Consider the following 21,873-nt stretch of genomic DNA (forward strand, 5'->3'; position numbering starts at 1 on the left):
CGGTGAGCACCCGGCCGCAAGGCCGCGGCGCCACGCCCCGGCAGCCCCCGCGCAGCACAACGCGGCGCGGGGGCTGCTCCGTCTTCGCACGCACCCCCGCTACCGCGGCGAACCGGCCAACACCCGCACCGACACCGAAGCCCGCCAGAACACAGGTGCGGGGCCGGGCCCGGACACCACGCGCGCAGCACCCGGGCCCGCCGCCGTACCGGTGTTAACTTGGGCCCTTCCGACCCAGGGAGGGCGCATGGCAACGATCGTGGTCACCGGAGCGACAGGGACGCTGGGCCGGCCCGTGGCCGAGCAGCTGCGCGGGCAGGGCCACCAGGTACGCCCGGCCAGCCGCCACCCGGCCCGGGACCACACCCCGCCGGTGGACCTGCGCACCGGCACGGGCCTGGCCCAGGTCCTGGAAGGTGCCGACACACTCGTGCACTGCGCCACCTCCCCCACCGGCGGCGACATCACCGCCACCCGCCACCTCATCGCAGCCGCCCGGGCCGCCGGCGTGCAGCACCTGGTACACATCTCCATCGTGGGTTGCGACCGGGTCCCGCTGGGCTACTACAAGACCAAACACCTGGTGGAACAGGCCCTGCTGGCCTCCGACCTGGGGGTGAGCGTGCTACGCACGACCCAGTTCCACGACCTGGTGCGGCTGCTGGTACGCAGTAGCGCCCGACTCCCGGTCATGGCGGTGCCCGACATACCCGTGCAGCCCATCGGTACGGCCGAGGTCGCCGCCCGCTTGGCCCACCTGGCCGTGCAGGAACCCCAGGGACGGGTCACGGACATGGCCGGACCCTCGATCCAACCCCTCGCCGAGCTGGCCCACACCTATCTGGACTCGGTGGGATCGCACCGGCGGCCGGTCCCGGTACGCCTTCCGGGGGCGACCATGGCTGCCTTCGGCCGCGGCGAGCACCTGGCCCCCGACCGGAAGGTGGGCACCCAGACCTTCGCCGACTTCTGCGCCCTGGGCAGCGACGGATACCAGGGCCGCTGGTGGCCGCTCTCCTCACCCCGCGTGTGAGGGGACCACACACAGCGAACGAGGCCCTGGACCCGCACGCCGACCCCGCACACACCACCAGGCCCTGACCCGCCCCGCCCGGCCCCTGCAGAGCTGACGCAGACACCGCAGGAACAACCCATGCCACTCACACAACTGCACCGCGCCCACCGACAAGGCCTGAACGCACACCAGGCCTCCACCGGACCGGACAACACCGACGACGCCGAGACCGCCCTGTACCTGGCCGTGTGGGCCCACTCCGAGGACCGGTGGGAACTGGCCCGCCACCACGCACACCGCGCCCGCACCCTCGACCCCCACAGCGAATTCGCCCGCCTGTTCCACCTGCACCTGCAAGAGGGGCACGCCCCGGTCTACGACTCCCCCGAGGCCTTCAGCGCCTTCATCCGCGCCGGCGGCAACCTCCAGCTGTACCGGGCCACCTCCCGGGCCCTGCAGCAGATCTACCAGGAACAACGCCCCCGCGCCCTGCTCGACATCGGCCCCGGCGACGGGCTCGCCCTCCTGCCGGCCCTGCGCGCAGCGCCCGTACACGCCCCGCACGTGGACCTGGTCGAGCCCAGCACCGCCCTGCTGGAACAGGCCGCCGGCGCCCTGACCCGGAACGGCTTCGCCCACCGGGCCTTCGCCGCCACCATCGAGGACTTCACCACCGACCGTCCCGACACCGGCTGGGACCTGGTCCAGTCCACCTTCGCCCTGCAGTCCCTGCCACCCCGCCGGCGCCGCCCCGTCCTGGGGCACCTCGCCTCGCGCACCCGCGCCCTGGCCGTGGTCGAGTTCGACGTCGCCCCCGTGGAGGACCCCTTCGACCCGGACTGGTTCCGTGACTGCGCGGGCCGGCTCGAAGGGGGCCTGCGCGAATACGGGGCCGAGCGCGACCTGGTCGGAGCGGGCTTCATCATCCCGGTGATCCTGGGCCATTTCGCCACCCACACCCGCACCAACCACGAACACTCCGTCCAGGACTGGGTCCATGACCTGGAAGGGGCCGGATTCACCGACGTGCAGGCCCACCACCTGTGCGACTACTGGTGGGAACCGGCCTGGATCATCCACGCCCGGGGCCACCGCCCCGCATGAGCCCGCCGGGCCCGGCGGGCGGGCGCACACCACCGCCCCGCGGCCAGGGCAGGACACCGGCCCCACCCCAGGCCCCTGTGCGATCCTGACCCCATGGCTGCGCACCCGATCACCGTCCACATCCCACCGGACCTGCGCTTCTTCCTGCCCCCGCGCCACCGCGACGGCCCGCTCCACCTGCCCCACGACCCCGACGCCACCCTGGGCCACACCCTCCAGAGCCTGGGCATCCCCCTGACCGAGGTCGGCCACCTGCACACCCGGGGCCGCACCGTCGGGGTCCGCCACCGCCCCGACCCCGGCGACACCGTCCGGGTCGATGCCCTCACCTGGCCCCAACCGGCCCCCACCACCCCGCCCCGCCTGCTACTGGACGTACACCTGGGCACCCTGGCACGCCGCCTGCGCCTGCTGGGCGTGGACACCGCCTACGACAACGACCGCGACGACCCCGCCCTGCTCGCCCAGGCCAACGCCGAACAACGCATCCTGCTCACCCGCGACCGCGGACTCCTCTTCCGCCGCGCCCTGCACGCCGGCGCCCACGTGCGCGAGCAACACCCCCGGTCCCAACTGCATGAAGTCCTGAACCGCTTCGCCCCGCCCCTGCACCCCTGGACCCGCTGCCCGGCCTGCAACGGGCTCCTGCACCCGGTCACCCCCCAAGAGGTCGCCCACCGCCTCGAACCCGGCACCCGCGCCACCTACGACACCTTCGCCCAGTGCCGAGACTGCGCACGCATCTACTGGCCCGGCGCCCACCACCAGGACCTGCGCGAGATCGTCCGCCAGGCCCGCAACCACACCCCGCCCCCGCCCTGAGCCGAAACAGCGCCCACGCTGCCCGGACCACACGCCCTGCCGCCACCCCGACCGAGTCGCGCGAGTCCTGCGCCCGCCGGGCACAGGACTCGCGGCCCCCTCCACCGGAACACCCGGCAAGACCGTTCGCGAGCAGGCCACCGACCCCCGAACAGGCCCGCTCACCCGGCGGATGAGGGCCCCTGAGCGTTCAGAACACGCTCGGCGAACCGCGCCCCGATGGCCCCATGGGCCTGCCCGCACGGATGCAACCGGTCCGGCAACGGCCACCGCTGGTGGTCCCCGGGCCCGTAGAGCTCACACCCGTCCACGTAGTACAGGTGCGCGTCACACTCTCCACGCTGGGCCACCACCTGCGCCAGCTCACGGCGCACCACCTGCAACGTCAACCGCCCCGCGGCGACCTTGCCCGGATCCCCCGTCGCACGAAAACGCACCTGCCCGCGCGCCAACGCCTCGGTGTCGAAGGTTCCCGGCCCCGGCGTCTGCTCGTGCATGGGACACCACAACGGCGACACGACCACCAACGGCGCGTAGGGATGCCCCTGCCGCACCGTGTCCAAGAACCCGTGCACCGCCGGCGCGAACGCCCGCACCCGCATCAGGTCGGCGTTGACCACATTGATCCCGAGCTCGAGACTGACCACGTCCGCCGGGACCTCGGCCAGGGCCCGGGCCACGAACGGGTCCAGGAGCGCACTTCCGCTCAAGCCCAGGTTGACCAGGTCCACGCCCGCCTCCCGTGCCGCACGCACCGGCCACGTCCCCGTGGGTGTCTCGGCGTTGGAGCCCTGGCTGATGGAACTGCCGTGGTGCAGCCACACCCGACGGCCCCCGTCCGCCGACGCCTCGACCGGGGCGTCGGCGCGCAACGAGACCAGCTCACAACCCTCGTTGTGCGGCAACCAGATCCGCACGTCCTTGTCGCCCCCGCCCAGCCCCGCCAGACGCACCGTGTCCGGGAAGCCACGCACGTGCTCCACCTCCCCGGTGGCCAGGTCCACCCGCACCTGGTCACCGCCCTGGAGCGACCCCGAGGCCACCACACGGCCGCCCACCTCGGCCTCGTACACCCCCGGTGGCTGCGCGGGCGCGCCCACGTACACCCGCCGGGAGGCCACCGCCTCCAGCTCGATCACCCGCGCCCGCGTACGCAGAGCCAGGTGCACCCCCGAGGGGTGGGACTGGGCCTGCAGCATCTGCGCGTCGGCGTGGCGCTCGCGTGCCCAGGCGGGCAGGCGGTGCGGGCGCAGCCCCCGCTCGGTCTCCTGCACCTCCAACGCGCCCCGGACCAGGTCCGGGGTCAGGGGTGTACTTGTCAGCGTGTGCATCTTCTCCTCGGTCCTGGACTCTCGCGGCACCCGCGGGGACGGGCTGCGGGCCGATCGTAGCCGCGCGGGCCCGGCCCGTACCAGGAAGTTTCCTACCGGCTGTCCGGTGGCGGCATGCTCCGGGCCTCCCGGCCCGGGGCGCAGGCCCGGGTACCGCCCCGACCGTGCCGCCAGTAATGCCGTGCACACTTCACCGCGAGACGGGACGGCTCGTCGTGTTGGCGGCTGTGCGCGTGCCACCATGAACCCATGACCGAACACCTGACCCCCACCCAACGCGCCCACCGCACTGCCCGCGCCCGCGAGGCCGCCGTGGCCGCAGCACGCGAACTGGGCCTGACCGTCACCGAACCCCTCCTGCTGCACGACCTGTTCTCCGTCGTCGTACACCTGGCGCCGGCCCCCGTGGTGGCACGCATCCCCACCGTCCTGCCCCCGAGCACCAGCCTCCACGAGCTCGCCCAGCGCCAACAGCACGAACTCGACGCCGCCCAATGGCTGCACGAGCAGGGCACCCCCGTCATCGCGCCCACGCCCCTGCTGCCCCGTGAACCCTTCCACCGCGACGGCTTCTGCTTCACCTTCTGGCAGTACGCGCCCGAGGACCACGAGGCCGAACCCGACTACACCGCCAACACCGAACACATTCCCGCCCTGCACCGGGCCCTGCGCGACTACCCCGGCGACCTGCCCTTCCTCTCGGCCGCCGACCCGCACTCGATGACCGCAGAACTCACACGCCTGCAGCAACACCCCGACCTGATCGCCCCGGCCGACCTGGACCGGGCCCAACGCGAATGGCAGCTCCTGGAACCCCTGGTACGCTCACGCGCCGCCTTCGAAAAAGCCTTCCCCCACGCCCCACTGCAACCCGTGCACGGCGACTCACCACCCGCCAACATCTTCCCCAGCACCCACGGGCCCCTCTACTCCGACTTCGAACTCACCTGCCTGGGCCCCATCGAATGGGACCTGGCCGGCCTGCCCGACGAACTCGTCAACGCCTACGACCGCAGCGCCCGCAACCAGGGCCTGCGCGAACTCGACCGAAACGTGTTGGACTTCGTCAACGCCGTGGGCCGCCTGCGCACCGTCGCCACCCTGGCCCTGGTACCCCAACTGCCCGAACTGGGCGACTACCTCACCCCGTCCGTGCAGCAGTGGAAACAAGGCCCCTTCGCCGGCGGCCTGGACCTGTGAACCCGCACGGGCCCACCACACCGGGTCCCTGCCACCGGCCACAGGTAGCCTGCGCCGTGCACACCCCGACCCCGTTGCCGAAAGAGCCCCCACCATGTCCACCCGCGCCGAACAGGTCCTGAACCGGCCCCTGGCCCTGGGATCGGCCAAGATCCCCAACCGCCTGGCCATGGCCCCCATGACCCGCATGCACTCCCCAGGCGGCGTCCCCGGCCCCGACGTGGCCGCCTACTACGCACGCCGCGCCGCGGCCGGAACCGGCATGATCATCACCGAAGGCACCTACATCGGCCACCCCACCGCAGGTGAGAGCGACCAGGTCCCCCGCTTCGCCGGAACCGAGCAGCTCCAAGGGTGGGGCCGCGTCGCACAAGAGGTCCACGCCGCCGGCGCCGCGATCATGCCCCAGCTCTGGCACATCGGCATCCAACGCACCGCAGGCGCCCCGCCCTTCACCGACGCCCCCTCCGTCGGTCCCTCCGGCATCGCCCTGGACGGCACCACCGGCGCCGGAACCGCGCTCACCCTCGCCGACATCGACGACCTCATCGCCTCCTTCGCCCAGGCCGAACACCTGGGCTTCGACGGGGTGGAACTGCACGGCGCCCACGGCTACCTCATCGACCAGTTCCTGTGGCAGCGCACCAACCACCGCACCGACAGCTACGGCGGCGACCCCGTCTCCCGCACCCGCTTCGCCGCCGACATCGTCGAGGCCGTCCGCGAGAAGGTCTCCGCCGACTTCCCCGTCCTGCTGCGCTTCTCCCAGTGGAAGGCCGACCACTACCACGCGCAGATCGCCCCCACCCCCGAGGACCTGGACACCGTCCTTGCCCCCTTGGCCCGGGCAGGGGTCACCGCCTTCCACGCCTCCGGCCGCCGGTACTGGGAACCGGCCTTCCCCGAATCCGACCCGGACCTCAACATCGCCGGGTGGGCCAAGAAGGTCACCGGCCTGCCCGCCATCACCGTCGGGTCGGTGGGCCTGGACGGCGTCTTCGCCCCCGACCGTCTGGGCCGCAGCGCCGAGGTCACCGGCATCGACGCGCTCCTGGACCGCCTGGAGGCCGAGGAGTTCGACATGGTGGCCGTGGGCCGTGCCCTGCTGGCCGACCCCGCCTGGGCCGAGAAGGTCCTGTCCGGCCGCGGCGACGACCTGATCTCCTACACCAAGGACGCCGTACGCACCCTGCACTGAGACGGACCGGCGCGGAGGGACCCACACCCGTCCGCGTCCAGCTCAGGCGCGCACGTACTCTGCCAGGTACTCACCGGTCAAGGTCGAAGGCTGTGCCACCAACTGCGCCGGACTGCCCTGGAAGACCACACGCCCGCCCCCGTGGCCTGCGCCCGGGCCCAGGTCGATCAGGTGGTCGGCGTGGGCCATCACCGCCAGATGGTGCTCGACCACCACCACCGACGTCCCCGAATCCACCAACCGGTCCAACAGAGCCAACAACTGCTCCACATCGGCCGGGTGCAACCCGTTGGTCGGCTCATCCAGCACGTACACACCGCCCGGCTCGGCCATGTGCGCGGCCAGCTTCACCCGCTGCAACTCACCACCCGAGAGCGTGCTCATCGGCTGGCCCAGACCCACATACCCGAGCCCCACCTCGCACAGCCGCCCCAGGATCCTGGCCGCCGCCGGAACCCGCGCCTCACCCTCGGAGAAGAACTCCCGCGCCCGCTCCACCGACATCTGCAACACCTGGCTGATGTCGCACCCGCCCAGGCGGTGCTCGAGCACCGAGGCCTCGAACCGCCGGCCCCCGCACTCCTCACACACTCGTCACCCCGGCCATCATCCCCAGATCGGTGTGCACGGCCCCGGCCCCCTTGCAATTGGGGCAGGCCCCTTCGGAGTTCGCGCTGAACAGGGCGGGCTTGACCCCGTTGGCCTTGGCGAAGGCCTTACGGATCGGCGCCGACAACCCGGTGTAGGTGGCCGGGCTGGAACGCCGCGTCCCCCGGATCGGGCTCTGATCGATGGAGACCACACCCTCACCCGCCGGGATCGAGGCGTGCACCAGCGAGCTCTTGCCCGACCCCGACACACCGGTGAAAACCGTCAGGCGCCGCTTGGGCAATTCCACGTCCAGGCCCTGCAGGTTGTTCTCCCGCGCACCCACCACACGGATCTTCTTGTGGCTGTCGGCCACATGTACCCGCTCCGGCCCCTGGCCCACCCCGCCCTGCTGCATCTTCGTCCCCTTCCCGGATCTTGCCCGGTATGCACCTGGATGTGCTGACCCGCCCGATCCAACCATCCGGCCACGACAGACGCGCCCGTGCAACGGCACCGTTTTCCCATGGGCCGAAGCCTCCGGGAACGAGGAAGGGGCCCACCCACTCGGGAAGGCCCCCTGCTGTGATACCTGTCCGGTGCCGGTCAGCCGTGTGTGCTCACGCTGGTGATCAGGCCGAGGTGCGGCGCCCGAGCAGGTACATGCCCCCCGCCCCCACGAGCAGACCCAGGGCCGTACCGCCCAGGGCCCAACCCCAGGAGGCCGAAGCCCGGGCCCCGCCCTGCTCGGCCCGGAAGTCGGGGACCGCATCGGGATCGCCGTAGGTGCCCTGGCGCTCGAGGGTCGACCCGTCCTGCCAGCCGCCTCCCATGTCGCAGTTGACCCGGTCGCGTGCGGTGACCACGTCCTGCCCGCCCAGGCTCATGTCCAGGCTCTCGGCGTTGGCGGTCACGTCCTCGGAGCGCTCCTGCTCGGGCATGCGGATGCCCCACTCGTCCTTGGTGCGCTCCTGCACGTCATCGACCATGAAGGTGCCCAGGTCCAGTGCGTCGGTGGCCCACTCGTTGCTGAACCGGGTGAGTACGGCCCGGCCCTCGTCCCGATCGCCGGCCTCGAAGGCCTCCAGAGCCTCCTCCTCCACCTCACCGATGTCCTGCAGCATCTGGGCCTCGAACCCTTCGAAGGTGTCGGTGACCTCGCCCAGGAAGGCCCCGGGGTGTTCGCAGGTGTAGTACATCAGCCGCTTGAAGGTGCGTACCGGGTACTGGGTGGCCTCCAAGTGCGCATACTCGGGGTCCAGGTAGTTGGCGGCCGAACCCGAGGTGAGGTAGCGGTGCTGGCTGTACTCGGGCGGGATCTCCTCGGCTCCGATGTGCCAGGGGATGTAGGGCGCGGTGACCGCGGCAGTGGGGGCCACCCACAGCGTGGCCAGGTCCGGGTGGGCCAGATCCTCCTGCAGGTGGGCGACCTGGCCGTAGCCGGAACGGTCGTCGGACCAGCGCGGGTCGCGCACCATGCGCTGCATGTCCTGCAAGGACATGGGCGCCATCTCCTGCAATTCTTCCTCCAGCCGCGGCGGGTAGCGGAAGGGCGCCTCCTCGTCGTCACCGGGCGGCCCGGGGAAGGGGGTGCCGTAGACCTGTTGCAGGTCGATGCTCTCCTCGCCCTCGGCCTCGAACCAGTCCTGCTCCTCGGCGAAGCTGACCAAGTCGTTCGAGCCCATGAAGTCGCTGTCGTCCTCGCGCTGGAGGGGAAAGTCCTGGATGTAGCCGGGATAGGACACCCGCACGTCCTCAGAACCCAGGCGTTCGGCCGCCCACAGCCCCTGGCCGCCGGCGAACTCCACCAGCACCCAGCCCTCGTTCTCGTCGGCGATCAGGTGGGAGTTGCCGCCGTAGGTGGTGTAACCGTGTTCGTCGATGAGCTCACCGGCGATCTCCACCGCTTCACGGGCCGTGGTGGCCCGCTCCATCATCAGGCGCGCCAGGTCGCTGTACTGGGGACCCTCCTGCGGGGCGGGGGTCATCTCCACGAGTTCTTCACGGGAGTCGGACCAGATGTCGCGCACGGCCACCTGGTGTTCGTTGAGACCGCCGTTGGTCAACGGTGCCGGGAAACCGGCGAACTCCGAGTAGTTCATGGTGAGGTACTTGGCGGTCTGCTCGACCTGGGGGATCTCGGTGAGCTCACCGGGGAGGTCGGCCTCCTCGGTGGCACCGACCTGCACAGTGGCCCCCTCGGGGTGCTCCTGGTCCTGGACGATCTCCAACCAGTGGCTGGAGGGTTCGTGCCCGAATCCGCCCAGGAGCACCGATCCGTCATCGGTCAGATCCTTGCCGACGTAGAAACCGATGCTCTTGTCGGAGTTGGCCGGGCCCTCCTGAGGCGGGGGCGTGGACCCGGCCGGGGCAGAGGGGACCTGCTCCTGGGAGGTGTGGGCGTGGGCCGGGGTGAGCGGGGCCAGGGCGAGCAGCAGCGCAAGGCCTGTGGCGCCGGCCCTGGCAGGGACGGGGGGTGATCCCTGTCCGGAGGGCCCGGAGCCAGGGACACGCAAGGGAAAAAATCTCATAAGCGACAGAACCTAACGAATAACTCACTCGAACAGGAAGTTCGCCGACGCGCTCCCGCGGCCGCCATCAGCGGGAAACGCCCCGGCAGGGGCCTTGCCCACACGAGGAAGCCTGGCCTGCCCGAGCGCCGCTCGCGCCCAGCACACGCCCGTTCACACCAACGGAGCCGATCGGGCCTTCGGTGGATCCGTGGCTGGGCAGCGCTCGTGTGTGATCTATGCTGGCCCCATAAGTTACTCGCCAGTAGGGCCCGGGGTCCGCCCAACCCGGCAACGGACACCCCCGCCCCGGGGAAAGGGCAAGCACACGAGCCCGGAAAGGACCGCATCCACCGGGCAAGGGCACACAGCACCGCTGCCCCACGGCACCGGCCGCCCCTCAGAGCAGCAACTCCCGCACACCCCGCCCCCACCGGACGAGCACACCCGCTACGAGCCGCAGGCCACAAGAGACCCGCGCCCGCCCCCTCAACACGACAAGGAGCACCCATGCCCACACTCGAACACCACAACGAGGTCCTCGTCCTGAACCTGGGTGAGGGCGAGAACCGCTTTCACCCGGACTGGATCGCCTCGGTGAACACGGCCCTGGACCAGACCGAACAGACCCCGGGCCCCCGAGCCCTGGTCACCACCGCCACCGGGAAGTTCTACTCCAACGGCCTGGACCTGGAATGGCTCATGGCCAACGCCGACCGCTACCAGGACTACGTCGCCGACGTCCACCACCTGTTCGCCCGCATGCTGGCCCTGCCCATGCCCACGGTGGCCGCCCTGCAGGGCCACACCTTCGCCGCCGGAGCGATGTTCTCCCTGGCCCACGACCTGCGCGTGATGCGTGCGGACCGCGGCTTCTGGTGCCTGCCCGAAGCCGACATCAACATCCCCTTCACCCCCGGCATGGCCGCCCTCATCCAGGCACGCCTGAGCCCGCAGACCGCGCACGAGGCCATGGTCACCGCCCGCCGCTACGGCGGCCACGACGCCGCCACAGCCGGCATCGCGGACCAGGCCGTGACCGAACAGCAGGTGCACCCCACCGCGATCGAACTGGCCCGCTCCCTGGCCCCCAAGGACACCGCCACCCTGGGCACCATCAAGTCCCGCATGTACGCCTCCGTCCTGGAGGCACTGCGCGCCCAAGAAGGCCCCTTCAACTGAGACCGGCCACCCCCGGCGGGCCTGTACTCCTGGGACGGCAGGCCCGAGTGCCGCCCTCGCCCACGGCCCCCGGGCCGCACCCCTGGTCCGGCCGACGGGGTGCGGCCCGGGGAACTCCGGAGCTCTCTACCACCACCCGGTCCGGTAGCTGGTCTCCGCGCACGACATCTCCGAGTAGCTGAGTATGCACGCACGAAAGGCACGAGCACTGTGGGAGGAAGCGGCGGCCCCCCAGGTCCAGGCGGCGTTGTTGCCCGTGAGGTATTCCCTGGCGCCCTCGTCACTCCTGCGGTCGCCGTTGGTGTCGACCTCAAAAGCAAGGACGTAATCCGACGGCGCGTTCAGGGCCCGCGCCCAGCCGTACTGCTTGCCCTGGTGCGTGCCGTAGCGGACCTGGACGGTCCCGCGCGGGGTGTCCACGGACAGGGCGGTTCGCGGGTTGCTGACGCTCCAGACCTGGTCATGGTTGATCCAGTCGACGGCGGCCACGGCCGGGGAAGCGACCGTCACACTGCCGGCCATCACGACCGCTGCCCCCGCCATCACTGCCACGGCCCTCCGAAAGATGTTCACTGCACTCCTCACGTTCGAGTGTTCCCCTTGCAGCGGAAGACTGGCAGCACCCGCTTACCACACACTTTCGGAATCCTTCTTCGCGCGGGTGTGCTGCGGGGGAGATCCCCGCAGCCACCGCTGCCCGGTACCGGCAGCCGGATGCGCCGACGGCTTCTTCCCAGGCCCGGCCTCGAGGAAAACCCGGTGGCATAACCTGAAACAGTGACGGAGAACATCGCCGGCCTTTCCCCGGGCCAACAACAGCTCCTCAACACCTGGCTGCCCGGCGCCGAAGTGGTCACCGACCACAGCTGGGGGCTCGTGGGCACCACGGTGCTCGAACTGCGCCACGGAACAGAGCACTACATCCTCAAAGCCGGCGACGGGAACGACCACCACCTCGCCCGGGAGATCCGCGCCCACCACAGATGGTTGCGGCCGTGGACCTCGATCGGCCGGGCACCGGAACTCCTCGGAGCGGACCGGCGGGCAAAGCTCGTCGTGACCCGGTACCTGCCGGGCAGGCTGGTCGAGGGAACCGAGGACGAGCACCGGCCGCAGACCTACCGGCAGGCCGGCCGGCTCCTCGCCCGCCTGCACGGACAGGAGAGCATCGACGACCCCGGGTTCGAGGCCCGGGAGCAGGAGAAGGCCCTGCTGTGGCTGGACCAGCCGCACCGGATCGCCCCCGGGGTGCTCGCGCGGCTGCGCCGCACGGTGCAGTCCTGGCCGACCCCGCCCAGCAGGCTGGTGCCCACCCATGGGGACTGGCACCCGCGCAACTGGCTGATCCATGAGGGCACGGTGAGCGCGATCGACTTCGGCCGTGCCGACCTCCGCCCGGCCTTCACCGACCTGGCACGGCTGTGCGCACAGCAGTTCCGCGCCAACCCCCCGCTCGAAGCAGCCTTCCTCGACGGCTACGGGGCGGACCCGCGACAGCAGGAGGCCTGGCACCGCAACCGGATCCGCGAGGCGATCGGCACCGCGGTCTGGGCCTACCGGGTCGGCGCCGACCAGTTCGAGCAACAGGGCCACCGGATGATCGCCGAAGCCCTGGCCGATGACCCCCACCGTCACGGGCCCCGGTGAGGAGCGCAGAGGCACGGGCGCACTCCTGGTGAGCGCCCGGGTTCTCTTCCGGGAACCGGGACCTGGCCGAGCGCGGACGGGCCGCGTACCCGTCCAGGCCGGGTCCCGGGCGGCAAGGCCCATGTTGCTGCCGACCGGGACCGCCTGCATCAACGCAGGCGCAAGGGGTCGGCCGGTGGTCTCCCCCGGTCTTGGCTCGCCAGGCCTGCCGGGGGCCCAGCACCGTTGAGCGCCCCTCAGGCTGCCCGAGCAGGACCGTGCAGGTCGCATCGATCCGGATCTGGCTCCGCGGTCCCACCGGTTCAGAGAACACGGCCCGGCCGCCGGCACCGCGCTGTGCTCACCGCCGGGGCAGGAGCGGAAACGGACCTGGGACAGGAGGAGGCCCCCGTGTTCCCTGGAACGTACGCGGTCAGGAGTAGTGGAACCACCAGTGCCCACCGATGGCCGGATATTGGAAGCAGTAGCTGTCGATGTCGTAGTAGCGGTTGTACTCGCCCCGGGTGATGGTGCAGTTGTGTTCGGTTTCGAAGGGGCCTGCGGTGCCGGCCAGGGCGGCTGCCCCGGTGGTGAAGACCAAGACCCCGGTGAAGAAGGCGGTGGCCAGTCCCCGATACAAGTGCTTCGTCACATGCTCCCGTGTCCGAGGCGCTCTCCACCTGCAGGTTCACGCCGGAAGGAGCTTATGCCGCCCCAGCGGTCCCGGGCCGGAACCGGTCGTGCACGGCGAGTTCGGGGCACGTGCCGTGGGAGCAGCCGCCCGGGCCCGGAGCCGGGGCAGGAGAACAAGGCGCGGGGACCTGGAACGCTCCTTACCGCCCCGCACCTGTACCGCCGGCAGCCGAACTGTCGGCGCCCGGCTGGGCCCGGCCCTTTCCGGGTGCGTGCCCGGTGCCCCTTCTGCCGCTGAGGTCGCGGCCCCGTTCGCCCCCTCTTTCGTTTCGTTGGTTAATAACGTTATTACATAACGTTAAGCAATGAGTGCCAACAGAATCCGGCTCCAGGGGCGCAAATCCTGACCTCCGATAAGTGGGCCTTCCCGGAGGCCAGAACCCCAGAGACTTCCACCCGACCCCGAACGCCCCACAGTCCGCACCAACGAAATGCACCGCCCACGTCAGGGCAGCGAAAACGAGTCGGATACAGCACCTGCTGTACCGACACTGGACAGGAAGTCCTGCCACGTGATACCCTCAGAATTGGACACCTGCACAAGGCATCCGTCCAAGGCAAATGACCAAAAACCGGAACCGGCCCGCATGAGCACACCCAAGAGCCACCAGGTCCGCCACGACCTCCTCGACGCCGCACGCGCCCTGATCACCGAACGCGGCTGGACCGCCGTGAGCACACGCACCCTGGCCCAACGCGCCGGCGTGGGCCCCGGCCTGGTCCACTACCACTTCGCCTCCCTGAACGCCCTGCTCAACGAAGCCGCCCTGACCGGCATGGCCCAGGTCATCGACCAGGCCCTGACCCACCTGCCCCGCACCGACCCCCGCCAGGGTCTGGACCAACTCCTGGGCAAACTCGACGCCTACCCCCCCAACGACCCCGCCACCGTCCTGTTCACCGAGGCCTACCTGGCCGCCACACGCGACGCCGACCTGCGCGAAGGCATCACCGAACTCCTCCAACGCCTGCGCACCCACCTGACCGCCTGGCTCGAGGACGGCGGCATCGCCGCCCCCGAGACCACCGCCCATCTGCTCGCCGCCACCGCCGACGGCCTCATGCTCCACCGCTCCCTGGACCCGGACCTGACCGCGGACCAGGTCGCCCCCGTCCTGCACCGACTCCTGAACCCACCACCCGCAGAGGAACAACGATGACACCCGCACCCGGCACCGCCGTCGTCGTGGGCGCCGGCATCTCCGGCCTGGCCACCGCCCAACGTCTGGCCCACCACGGGTGGCAGGTCCACGTCCTCGAACACGCCCCGGGCCCGCGGCCGCAGGGCTACATGATCGACTTCTTCGGCCCCGGCCACGAAGCCGCCCAAGCCATGGGCATCCTGCCCCGCATCCGCGAGTTGGGCCACGCCTTCGCCCGCGCCGACCTGGTCGACACCCACGGGCGCGCTCGCGCCTCCCTGCGCTTCGACCGCTTCGCCCACGCCCTGGGCGGCTCCGTGGTCTCACTCCTGCGACCCGACCTGGAACGGGCCCTGCGCGAATCCCTGCCCGACCACGCGGACCTGCGCTACGGATGCGGACCCCGTGCCATCACCGAAGAGCCCGACGGCGTGCGCCTCCACCTGCCCGACGGCCACACCCTGCACGCCGACCTGCTCGTGGGCGCCGACGGCATCCACTCCACCGTGCGCCGCCTGCTCTTCGGGCCCCAGGAGCGCTACCTGCACCCCCTGGGTTTCCACACCGGCGCCTACACCTTCACCGACGCCCGCATCCACGCCCTGACCCGGGGCCGCTTCTGCCTGACCGACGCCCTCGGAGCCCAGATGGGCCTGTACGCACTGGGACAGGACCGCGTGGCCGCCTTCACCGTGCACCGCACCCCAGAAACCAACCTGCCCCAAGACCCCCGCGACCAGCTGCGACGCACTTACGCCCACCTGGGCTGGGCCATCCCCCGGGCCCTTGAACTGTGCCCACCACCAGAAGAGGTCTACTACGACCTGGTCGCCCAGATCAGAATGGACCACTGGAGCCGCGGCCGCACCGTCCTGGTCGGCGACGCCTGCCAAGCCGTCTCACTGCTGGCCGGCCAAGGCGCCTCCCTGGCCGTGGGCGGGGCCTACGTCCTGGGCGAAGAACTGGCCCGCGCCGACAACATCCCCCAGGCACTGCACAACTACGAACAGCGCTGGCGCCCAGTGGCCCAAGAACGCCAACGCGCGGCCCGCACCGGCGCCCAGTGGTTCCTGCCCTCCACCCCGGCACGGCTACGGCTACGGCGCCTGGCCCTGAAACTGTCGGCCCTGCCCGGCGTGGACCGCATGGTGGCCACCACCCTCTCGGGCCGGCCCACCCGCGCCATCCAGGACCTGGCCCCCGAAAGCACGGGTTGAGCACACCGGCGGCGCCGGTGCCGAAAGGTAGGTCTCCAGCGTCCGCTCGGCCCACTGCCCGCCGAACATCGTGAAGGGATAGGTGGAGGGGCCGATCGTGGGGTGGTTGCCCGCAGGCATCAGGATGGTGGCGCCGGGTGCGATGGCTCTGAACCCGCCGTTGAACAGGCGATGCGGCCCGTAATTGTACAGGACGCACGCCTCCTCGAAGGGCACCCCGCTGCCCCGGTCGTCGTAGTAGGTGTGGTCGCCCACCCCGATGAGATCGGAGCTCACCTGCGCCTTGAGGAACACCACGTTGGTCAGCTCAGGGCGTGTGGCGGGATGGATCTGGTTCGGGTCGGGTGCGGGAACGGGTCTCCTCGGGGGGAGTCATTCGCAGGGCAGGGTGATCCCCTCAGGACCGGATCTGGGGGTCGAGGAGGATTACTACAGGATTTGGCGGTAGAGCCGTGATCTGGGCGACGGTTCGGTGACGGGGCCTATTTGTCCTGTTCACGGGCCCTACGTTCGTAGCCATGCCGCATGAGTACCTCTCCGACGAACAGATCGCCCGCTACGGCCGCTTTCCCGACGAGCTGTCGGTGAGCGACCTGGAACAGTGCTTCCGCCTGAGCCCCGACGCGCTCTCCCTGGCCCGCAGTAAACGCACACCCGCCACCCAGCTCGGGTGGGCCCTGCAGTGGGGCACCGTGCGCCTGCTCGGCCTCTTCCAAGCTGACCGCCCCGCCCGGGTGCCCGAGCGGGCGGTGGACTTCGTCGCCGACCAACTCGGCCTGGACCCCGCGTGCCTGGCCGAGTACCGGGCTCGGGAGAAGACCGCCTACGAGCACGCCTGGCAGATCCGCGAGGCCTTCGGCTACCGCGAGTTCACCACCGGGGAAGAGGACCTGCGCGCCTACCTGGCCGCCCGGGTCTGGGCCAGCGAGGAAGGCCCCCGCGCGTTGTTCGACCGGGCCGTGCTCTACCTGCTGGAGCACCAGATCCTGCTGCCCGGCCTGACGGTGCTCTCCCGGCTGGTGCGCCAGGTGCGCAAGGAGGAGAACGCCCGCCTGCACCAGGTGCTCAACGAGCGCATCCCGCACCCGGTGCGCACCGAGCTGACCGGCCTGCTGCAGGCACACGAGGACGCCCGCTTCTCCGAGTTGGAGCTGTTGCGCACCGAACCCGGGCGTATCTCCAGCCCCGGCATGGTCCAGGCCCTGGACCGCACCAGCCGCATCGCCGGCATCGGCGCCGGAGGTGTCGAGGCGGGCGATGTGCCCCAGGCCAAGCTGCAGGGTCTGGCCCGCTACGGGATGCGCGCCAAGGCCCCCGCGTTGGCCGAGTTGGCCGCCCCGCGCCAGGGCGCCACGCTGTTGGCCACAGTGCGTCACCTGGGGGGGGCGGACAAGGTAAGCCGGAAAGGGGCAACGCCGGTGCTCCCCGGTGACCAGCGCGAATGACCTGGTTGCGGTTCGGTGAATCCGCTGCGGGCCCGCCCGGCCCCCGGCTACGGTGAGCGCGTTCACCACCCCCTGGTCGAAGAGGACTGCCGGTGACCTCGATCGAGCGCACGGCCTACCCCCGGTTCACCAAGCTCACCTCAGCGCGCATGCTGCACGCCTCCTTCACCCCCCAAGCCGATGAGATCGCCTGGGCACGCGAGCGCACCAACAGCGCCCGAGCGCTGCTGGCGGTGGTGCTCGCGCTCAAGTGCCACCAGAAGATGGCGCGCTTCCCCGCAGCGGGCGAGGTGCCCGAGGAGGTGGTCGAGCACGTGCGCCGCTGCCTGGACCTGGAGGAAGGGGTCGAGCCCGACCACGGGGCGGGCCGCACAGCCAAGTGGCACCGCAGCCAGATCCGCACCCGGCTGGGCGTGGCCTACGACCCCGCCCGCGCCCGGGCGGTGGCCGGCGAAGCGATCCGTGAGGCCGCCCAGGCGCGCAACAACCCGCCGGATCTGATCAACGTCGCCCTGGACCGGCTGGTGGAAGCCGGCCTCGAACTGCCGGGCTTCTCCACCCTGGACGAGATGGCCGCCCGCATCCGTGCCGAGGTCAACAGCGCGCTCTTCGCCCGCATCACCGAGCGGATGGGCGAGCAGGGCCAGGCCCGCCTCCAAGCGCTGTTGAGCGTGGGTGAGCAGGACACGTTCTCGATGTTCCACCGGCTCAAGAAACCGGCCCAACGGGCCTCGTGGTCGCGGTTCAAGGCCCAGGCCGCGCACCTGGCCCAGGTGGACGAGATCGGCGACACCGACACCTGGCTGGAGGGAGTGGCCCCCACCAAGGTCGCCGACTTCGCCGGGGAGGCCGCAGCCCAGGACGCGGCGGCGATGGGCGACTACACCCCGGCCAAGTGCCTGGCCCTGGTGGCGTGCCTGGTGCACACCGCCCGGATGCGGGCCCGCGACGACCTGGCCGAGATGCTGTGCAAGCGGGTGGCCACGAACGTGAAGAAGGCCAAGGCCGAGCTGGAGGAGATCCGCGAGCGCCAACGCGCGGTCAACGAGCGCCTGATCGGCACCTACCGGGGCGTGCTGGCGCACCTGGACCCCGACGCCCCCAGGGCCGGCGGGGCGGCCGAGCGCGCGGCGGGCGCCGCCACGGTGGTCGAGCAGGCGGGCGGGTTCGCCTCCCAGCTGGCCGACATCGAGGAGGTCTCGGCCCTGCACGGCGACAACCACGAGGTGCTGGTGCACCGGTTCATGCGCAAGGACCGGGCGGTGATGTTCGACCTCGTCTGTCAGTTGGAGCTGAAGGCGACCTCCTCGGACGACTCGGTCCTGGCCGCGCTGGAGCACGCCCGCTCCTACGCGGCCAAGCGGCGCGACTTCATCCCCCTACCGCCGCCCTCCGACCCCGGCGAGCCCTCCTCGGGGATCGCTTTCGCCTCGGGCAACTGGCGGCGGGTCGTCACCGAGAGGCGCCGCCCCGGCATGGTCCAGCGGCGCCACTTCGAGGCGATGGTCTTCTGCTACCTGGCCGAGGAGCTGCGCACCGGCGACATCGCCGTGGCCGGTGCAGGTGAGTACGCCGACTGGACCCAGCACCTGCTGCCCTGGGACGAGTGCCAGGCCCGCCTGGAGAGCTTCTGCGCCGAGGTGGGCCTGCCTGCCACGGCCGCCGGGTTCGTCGAGCAGCTGCGCACCCGGCACCTGGACGCCTCCCGGGCCCTGGAAGTGGACTACGCCGACAACGCCGACCTGGTCATCGACGACGGTGTGCCCCGGCTGAAGAAGCGCCGCGGCCCCGGATCGGCCCAAGCAGTGGAGAAGCTGGCCGCGGCGATCGAGGCCCGCCTGCCCGAGCGCTCCCTGCTGGGGATCGTGGGCCGCACCGCCCACTGGCTGGGCTGGCACCACCGGTTCGGACCCGCCTCCGGGGCCGACCCCAAACTCAAGGACCCGCTGGGCCGCTACGCCTTGGCGGTCTTCACCGGCGGCATCAACCTCGGTCCCGCCGAGGCCGCCCGCCACATCGCCGGCGTCACCGCCCGGGAGCTGTCGATGGTGCGCCAACGCCACATCGACATCACCAAGGTCAACGCCGCCATCAGCACCGTGGTGGGCGCCTTCAACGAGTTGGACGTGGTCAAGGCCTGGGGCGACGGGACCTCGGTGGCCGCCGACGGCACCCAGGTGGCCACCTACGTCGACAACCTGCTCGCCGAGACCTCCATCCGCTACGGCGGGGTCGGCGGCATCGCCTACCACTACGTCGCCGACACCTACGTGGCCCTGTTCTCCCGGTTCATCCCCTGCGGGGTGTGGGAAGCGGTCCACCTCATCGAGGGGCTGCTGTCCAACACCTCGGGCGTGCAGCCCTCGACCGTGCACGCCGACACCCAGGGCCAGTCCGCGCCGGTGTTCACCCTGGCCACCCTGTTCGGGTTCGACCTTTTGCCCCGCATCCGCAACTTCGCCGACCTGACCTTCTTCCGTGCCTCCGACAAGGTCCTCTACCCCGGCACCGAAGAGCTCTACGGCGAGCGGGGCCGCAACCTCATCGACTGGCGGCTGATCGAACGCCACTGGCCCGACCTGATGCAGGTCGCCCTGTCCATCAGCGACGGGCGGCTGTCCTCGGCCGCGCTGATGCGCCGGCTGCGCTCCAACTCGCGCAAGAACCGCATCTACAAGGTCTTCCGCGAGGTGGGCCGGTCGGTGCGCACCGTCGCGCTGCTGCGCTTCCTCAACGACCCGGCCCTGAGAGCGCGCATCACCGCGGCCACCAACAAGGTCGAGTCCTACAACGGCTTCTCGCAGTGGCTGCGGTTCGGCAACGGCGGGGTGCTGGCCGACAACGACCCCGTGGAGCAGGAGAAGCTCATCAAGCTCAACACCCTGCTGGCCAACCTGGTCGTGTTCCACAACGCCCTGGACATCGCCGACGTGGTGCGCGCCCTGGTGGCCGAGGGGTGGACCATCACCGCCGAGGACCTGGCCGGCCTCTCGCCCTACCTGCGCGCCCACATCCGCCGGTTCGGCGCCTACGCCACCGACGAACTCGGCATCGAGCCGGAGGCCTTCGAGGCCGCCCTGGCCGAGATCGACTTCTCCGTCCTGGACCTGGCCGCCTGAGAGGCCACGCACCCCCGCAAACGCCCCCTTCCCTCGCGGCCGGGACAGCCCCGGTACGCGGACACCACGACCGATAGGAGCCCCGATGGCCTGGCGCTGGGCGCACAACACCGTTCTGACCGAGGAAGAGAAGAAGGAGGTGACCGAGCTGTTCAACACCGAGATGGTGGGCAAGTGGATGCCCTTCACCCCGCCCGAGCGCGTGCGCGGGGTCTGGGCCGACATCGTCGAGGCCGGCCGCCTGGGCCACAAGGCCAAAGTCGCCACCGACCACCGGCCCGGCAAGGACGTCCTGATCTGCGTCTACACCAAGGACCACCGCGACCGGCAGGACGTGGGCCGGATCCTGGCCGAGCTGCGCGCCATGGGCATCGACCAGCGCCTGTCCTACAAGGAGGACGCGGCCACCAGCGCGCTGCACTACGGCGGCGGGGCCGCCCTCTACGTCGCCCGGCCGGGTTCGACCGCCTTCGACCAGCGGCGAGAGGCTTACACCAGCGACGACAGCCGGTTGGGTGTGCCCGTCGCGCGCACGGTGGAGCAGGTCTTCGCCCGCCCGGAGGTCTACGGCCCCTTCCCCGACTGACCGGCGGCACCGAGTGGGCGTGATCAGACACCGAGAACGGCTGTCCAGGGCATCCTGACAACCCCAGGGGCCTGTTGTCGGTGCCTGTCGCTACGCTGTGGGCAGCGGCAGGACGCGCACGCCGCACGCCATGGTCGCCGGGCGCCCACGCTGCCCGGCAGAGGGTCAAGGACCCCCGGGGGGGGGGAGAACACCCCGGCGCGGGCCCGCGGGTATGGCAACGATGACCGTTTCCGCCTGGATGTCGACGAGCCCGGCGGGAGGCGTGGGGTCCCGCGAGAGAGGCCGACATGACCAAGAGCGGAGCCAGCGGCCCCAAGGCCCGCGCTCGCGCCCGGCAAAAGCGCGACGGCCTCACCTACACCCAGGCCCGGCGCGGTGCCACAGCAGGCGCGAGGGGCGGCGAACCGGAGGGCCGCTTCGGCGGCCACGAGTTCGAGTACGAACAGGCCACCGACCTGTTCCGGTGCACCGAGTGCCGGGTCTACGAGGTGGCGGCCCGTGACACGGGCGGGTCGATCACGCCGTGTCCGGGCCTGGTCGGCTACGGCGGTGACACCGAGCGGGTGTACCTGCTGCTGACCGAGAATCCGGCCGTGCCTTACAGCCTCGCGGCCTTCCTGGCGAGTCGGATCCACGACTCCGGCATCGGCCGGGCGCCGCAGTTCTCCTGGCGGGACGGCAGGCTGCTGGTCGAGTCGTCCCCCGGTGTCGTCGCCGAGCTGGCCCGCCGGGTCGAGGGGATCACGACTGCTGTCGGCGGGCGGCCGGTGCCGGCCGTCTCCGCGGTCGAGCACCTCAGTGCCGAGGCGGGCCGGGCCGTCATCGCGCAGAACCGCGCGGCCTACGTCGCCGAGTACGGCGAGCCCGTGTAGGCCCGGACTGCCAGGAGCGCGACTCTGTCCGAGAATCGAACGTTTCTACGACACCCGCTCCGAACGCTGCCGGAGGGCGTCGAACCGGGCCTGAGGGTGTCGGAAAAACGCGTTGAAAAATGTGAGTGTTCATCTATTCCAACGACATCCTTTTTCGTACACTTAGAGGTCATCTCATTTGGCGAGTCTGCGGTAGCAGATCAGCGTGCAGGCGATACCG

At 70.9% G+C, this 21,873-nt stretch carries 17 protein-coding genes and 1 pseudogene; 13 read left to right on the forward strand and 5 right to left on the reverse strand.

The genetic code is table 11. The annotated features are described in order from the left end of the window. The first annotated feature begins 247 nt into the window (after positions 1–247). From D456_RS0108555 to D456_RS0108565, 3 genes are all read left to right on the forward strand, one after another. The gene (locus D456_RS0108555; RefSeq protein ID WP_017575759.1) at positions 248–1,033 is read left to right on the forward strand and encodes an SDR family oxidoreductase; all 786 of its coding nucleotides are present in this window, start codon (positions 248–250) and stop codon (positions 1,031–1,033) included. Positions 1,034–1,153: 120 nt separating this feature from the next. After that, on the forward strand, positions 1,154–2,119 hold the full coding sequence (locus D456_RS0108560) for a class I SAM-dependent methyltransferase (RefSeq protein ID WP_017575760.1): 966 nt from the start codon (positions 1,154–1,156) through the stop codon (positions 2,117–2,119). A 93-nt stretch (positions 2,120–2,212) separates the two neighbouring features. Beyond that, a complete protein-coding gene (locus D456_RS0108565; protein WP_017575761.1) occupies positions 2,213–2,941 on the forward strand; it encodes a Mut7-C RNAse domain-containing protein in 729 nt (242 codons plus the stop codon). A 161-nt stretch (positions 2,942–3,102) separates the two neighbouring features. Here D456_RS0108565 and D456_RS0108570 read toward each other — a convergent pair whose 3' ends face one another. Continuing rightward, on the reverse strand, positions 3,103–4,272 hold the full coding sequence (locus D456_RS0108570; RefSeq protein WP_017575762.1) for an SGNH/GDSL hydrolase family protein: 1,170 nt from the start codon (positions 4,270–4,272) through the stop codon (positions 3,103–3,105). A gap of 249 nt (positions 4,273–4,521) precedes the next feature. Here D456_RS0108570 and D456_RS0108575 point away from each other — a divergent pair, with 249 nt between their 5' ends. Together D456_RS0108575 and D456_RS0108580 are read left to right on the forward strand one after the other, a co-directional pair. After that, the gene (locus D456_RS0108575) at positions 4,522–5,472 is read left to right on the forward strand and encodes an aminoglycoside phosphotransferase family protein (RefSeq protein WP_017575763.1); all 951 of its coding nucleotides are present in this window, start codon (positions 4,522–4,524) and stop codon (positions 5,470–5,472) included. A gap of 94 nt (positions 5,473–5,566) precedes the next feature. Beyond that, on the forward strand, positions 5,567–6,670 hold the full coding sequence (locus D456_RS0108580; protein WP_017575764.1) for an NADH:flavin oxidoreductase: 1,104 nt from the start codon (positions 5,567–5,569) through the stop codon (positions 6,668–6,670). Positions 6,671–6,712: 42 nt separating this feature from the next. On the opposite strand, the pseudogene D456_RS23860 reads toward D456_RS0108580, so the two are convergent. Both D456_RS23860 and D456_RS0108595 read right to left on the reverse strand, forming a co-directional pair. Then, positions 6,713–7,613 (reverse strand): annotated as a pseudogene (locus D456_RS23860) (ATP-binding cassette domain-containing protein); the annotation flags it as partial. A 277-nt stretch (positions 7,614–7,890) separates the two neighbouring features. Next, positions 7,891–9,774 carry a C69 family dipeptidase gene (locus tag D456_RS0108595; RefSeq protein ID WP_017575767.1) on the reverse strand — a complete coding sequence of 628 codons (1,884 nt, stop codon included), beginning with the start codon at positions 9,772–9,774 and terminating at the stop codon, positions 7,891–7,893. A 504-nt stretch (positions 9,775–10,278) separates the two neighbouring features. On the opposite strand from D456_RS0108595, the gene D456_RS0108600 reads away from it, so the two are divergent. Beyond that, complete coding sequence (locus D456_RS0108600; RefSeq protein ID WP_017575768.1) at positions 10,279–10,950, forward strand: enoyl-CoA hydratase-related protein; 672 nt, start codon at positions 10,279–10,281, stop codon at positions 10,948–10,950. A gap of 126 nt (positions 10,951–11,076) precedes the next feature. Here the strand turns inward: D456_RS0108600 and D456_RS23865 are convergent, their stop codons facing one another. Beyond that, entirely contained in the window at positions 11,077–11,523 is a 447-nt protein-coding gene (locus tag D456_RS23865) for a hypothetical protein (protein ID WP_017575769.1), read from the reverse strand. A gap of 204 nt (positions 11,524–11,727) precedes the next feature. On the opposite strand from D456_RS23865, the gene D456_RS0108610 reads away from it, so the two are divergent. Continuing rightward, positions 11,728–12,597 (forward strand): aminoglycoside phosphotransferase family protein, encoded by an 870-nt coding sequence (locus D456_RS0108610; protein ID WP_017575770.1) that lies wholly within the window; start codon positions 11,728–11,730, stop codon positions 12,595–12,597. A 412-nt stretch (positions 12,598–13,009) separates the two neighbouring features. Here D456_RS0108610 and D456_RS0108615 read toward each other — a convergent pair whose 3' ends face one another. After that, positions 13,010–13,228, reverse strand: a complete 219-nt coding sequence (locus tag D456_RS0108615) for a hypothetical protein (protein ID WP_026115698.1) — start codon at positions 13,226–13,228, stop codon at positions 13,010–13,012. Between the two features lie 628 nt (positions 13,229–13,856). On the opposite strand from D456_RS0108615, the gene D456_RS0108620 reads away from it, so the two are divergent. The 6 genes from D456_RS0108620 to D456_RS27235 all read left to right on the forward strand — a co-directional run bounded on the left by D456_RS0108620 (position 13,857) and on the right by D456_RS27235 (position 21,653). After that, positions 13,857–14,429 carry a TetR/AcrR family transcriptional regulator gene (locus D456_RS0108620; RefSeq protein ID WP_017575772.1) on the forward strand — a complete coding sequence of 191 codons (573 nt, stop codon included), beginning with the start codon at positions 13,857–13,859 and terminating at the stop codon, positions 14,427–14,429. Next, positions 14,426–15,628 carry an FAD-dependent monooxygenase gene (locus D456_RS0108625; protein ID WP_017575773.1) on the forward strand — a complete coding sequence of 401 codons (1,203 nt, stop codon included), beginning with the start codon at positions 14,426–14,428 and terminating at the stop codon, positions 15,626–15,628. The genes D456_RS0108620 and D456_RS0108625 overlap by 4 nt, the downstream gene beginning before the upstream one ends. A gap of 518 nt (positions 15,629–16,146) precedes the next feature. Beyond that, on the forward strand, positions 16,147–17,073 hold the full coding sequence (locus D456_RS0108630; RefSeq protein WP_017575774.1) for a DUF4158 domain-containing protein: 927 nt from the start codon (positions 16,147–16,149) through the stop codon (positions 17,071–17,073). A gap of 92 nt (positions 17,074–17,165) precedes the next feature. Next, positions 17,166–20,192: a Tn3 family transposase gene (locus D456_RS0108635; RefSeq protein ID WP_017575775.1), complete on the forward strand. Its 3,027-nt coding sequence runs from the start codon at positions 17,166–17,168 to the stop codon at positions 20,190–20,192. 85 nt (positions 20,193–20,277) lie between these two features. Beyond that, positions 20,278–20,778, forward strand: a complete 501-nt coding sequence (locus D456_RS25000; protein WP_017575776.1) for a putative phosphothreonine lyase domain-containing protein — start codon at positions 20,278–20,280, stop codon at positions 20,776–20,778. Between the two features lie 290 nt (positions 20,779–21,068). Next, complete coding sequence (locus D456_RS27235) at positions 21,069–21,653, forward strand: hypothetical protein (RefSeq protein WP_017575777.1); 585 nt, start codon at positions 21,069–21,071, stop codon at positions 21,651–21,653. Positions 21,654–21,873 lie beyond the last annotated feature (220 nt).

This window comes from Nocardiopsis kunsanensis DSM 44524, from assembly GCF_000340965.1.
Taxonomy (GTDB): domain Bacteria; phylum Actinomycetota; class Actinomycetes; order Streptosporangiales; family Streptosporangiaceae; genus Nocardiopsis; species Nocardiopsis kunsanensis.

Coding starts and splice junctions, on each gene's coding strand:
- D456_RS0108555 (WP_017575759.1), top strand. CDS start 248: ATGGCAACGATCGTGGTCACCGGAGCGACAGGGACGCTGGGCCGGCCC.
- D456_RS0108560 (WP_017575760.1), top strand. CDS start 1,154: ATGCCACTCACACAACTGCACCGCGCCCACCGACAAGGCCTGAACGCA.
- D456_RS0108565 (WP_017575761.1), top strand. CDS start 2,213: ATGGCTGCGCACCCGATCACCGTCCACATCCCACCGGACCTGCGCTTC.
- D456_RS0108570 (WP_017575762.1), bottom strand. CDS start 4,272: ATGCACACGCTGACAAGTACACCCCTGACCCCGGACCTGGTCCGGGGC.
- D456_RS0108575 (WP_017575763.1), top strand. CDS start 4,522: ATGACCGAACACCTGACCCCCACCCAACGCGCCCACCGCACTGCCCGC.
- D456_RS0108580 (WP_017575764.1), top strand. CDS start 5,567: ATGTCCACCCGCGCCGAACAGGTCCTGAACCGGCCCCTGGCCCTGGGA.
- D456_RS0108600 (WP_017575768.1), top strand. CDS start 10,279: ATGCCCACACTCGAACACCACAACGAGGTCCTCGTCCTGAACCTGGGT.
- D456_RS0108620 (WP_017575772.1), top strand. CDS start 13,857: ATGAGCACACCCAAGAGCCACCAGGTCCGCCACGACCTCCTCGACGCC.
- D456_RS0108625 (WP_017575773.1), top strand. CDS start 14,426: ATGACACCCGCACCCGGCACCGCCGTCGTCGTGGGCGCCGGCATCTCC.
- D456_RS0108630 (WP_017575774.1), top strand. CDS start 16,147: ATGCCGCATGAGTACCTCTCCGACGAACAGATCGCCCGCTACGGCCGC.
- D456_RS25000 (WP_017575776.1), top strand. CDS start 20,278: ATGGCCTGGCGCTGGGCGCACAACACCGTTCTGACCGAGGAAGAGAAG.
- D456_RS27235 (WP_017575777.1), top strand. CDS start 21,069: ATGACCAAGAGCGGAGCCAGCGGCCCCAAGGCCCGCGCTCGCGCCCGG.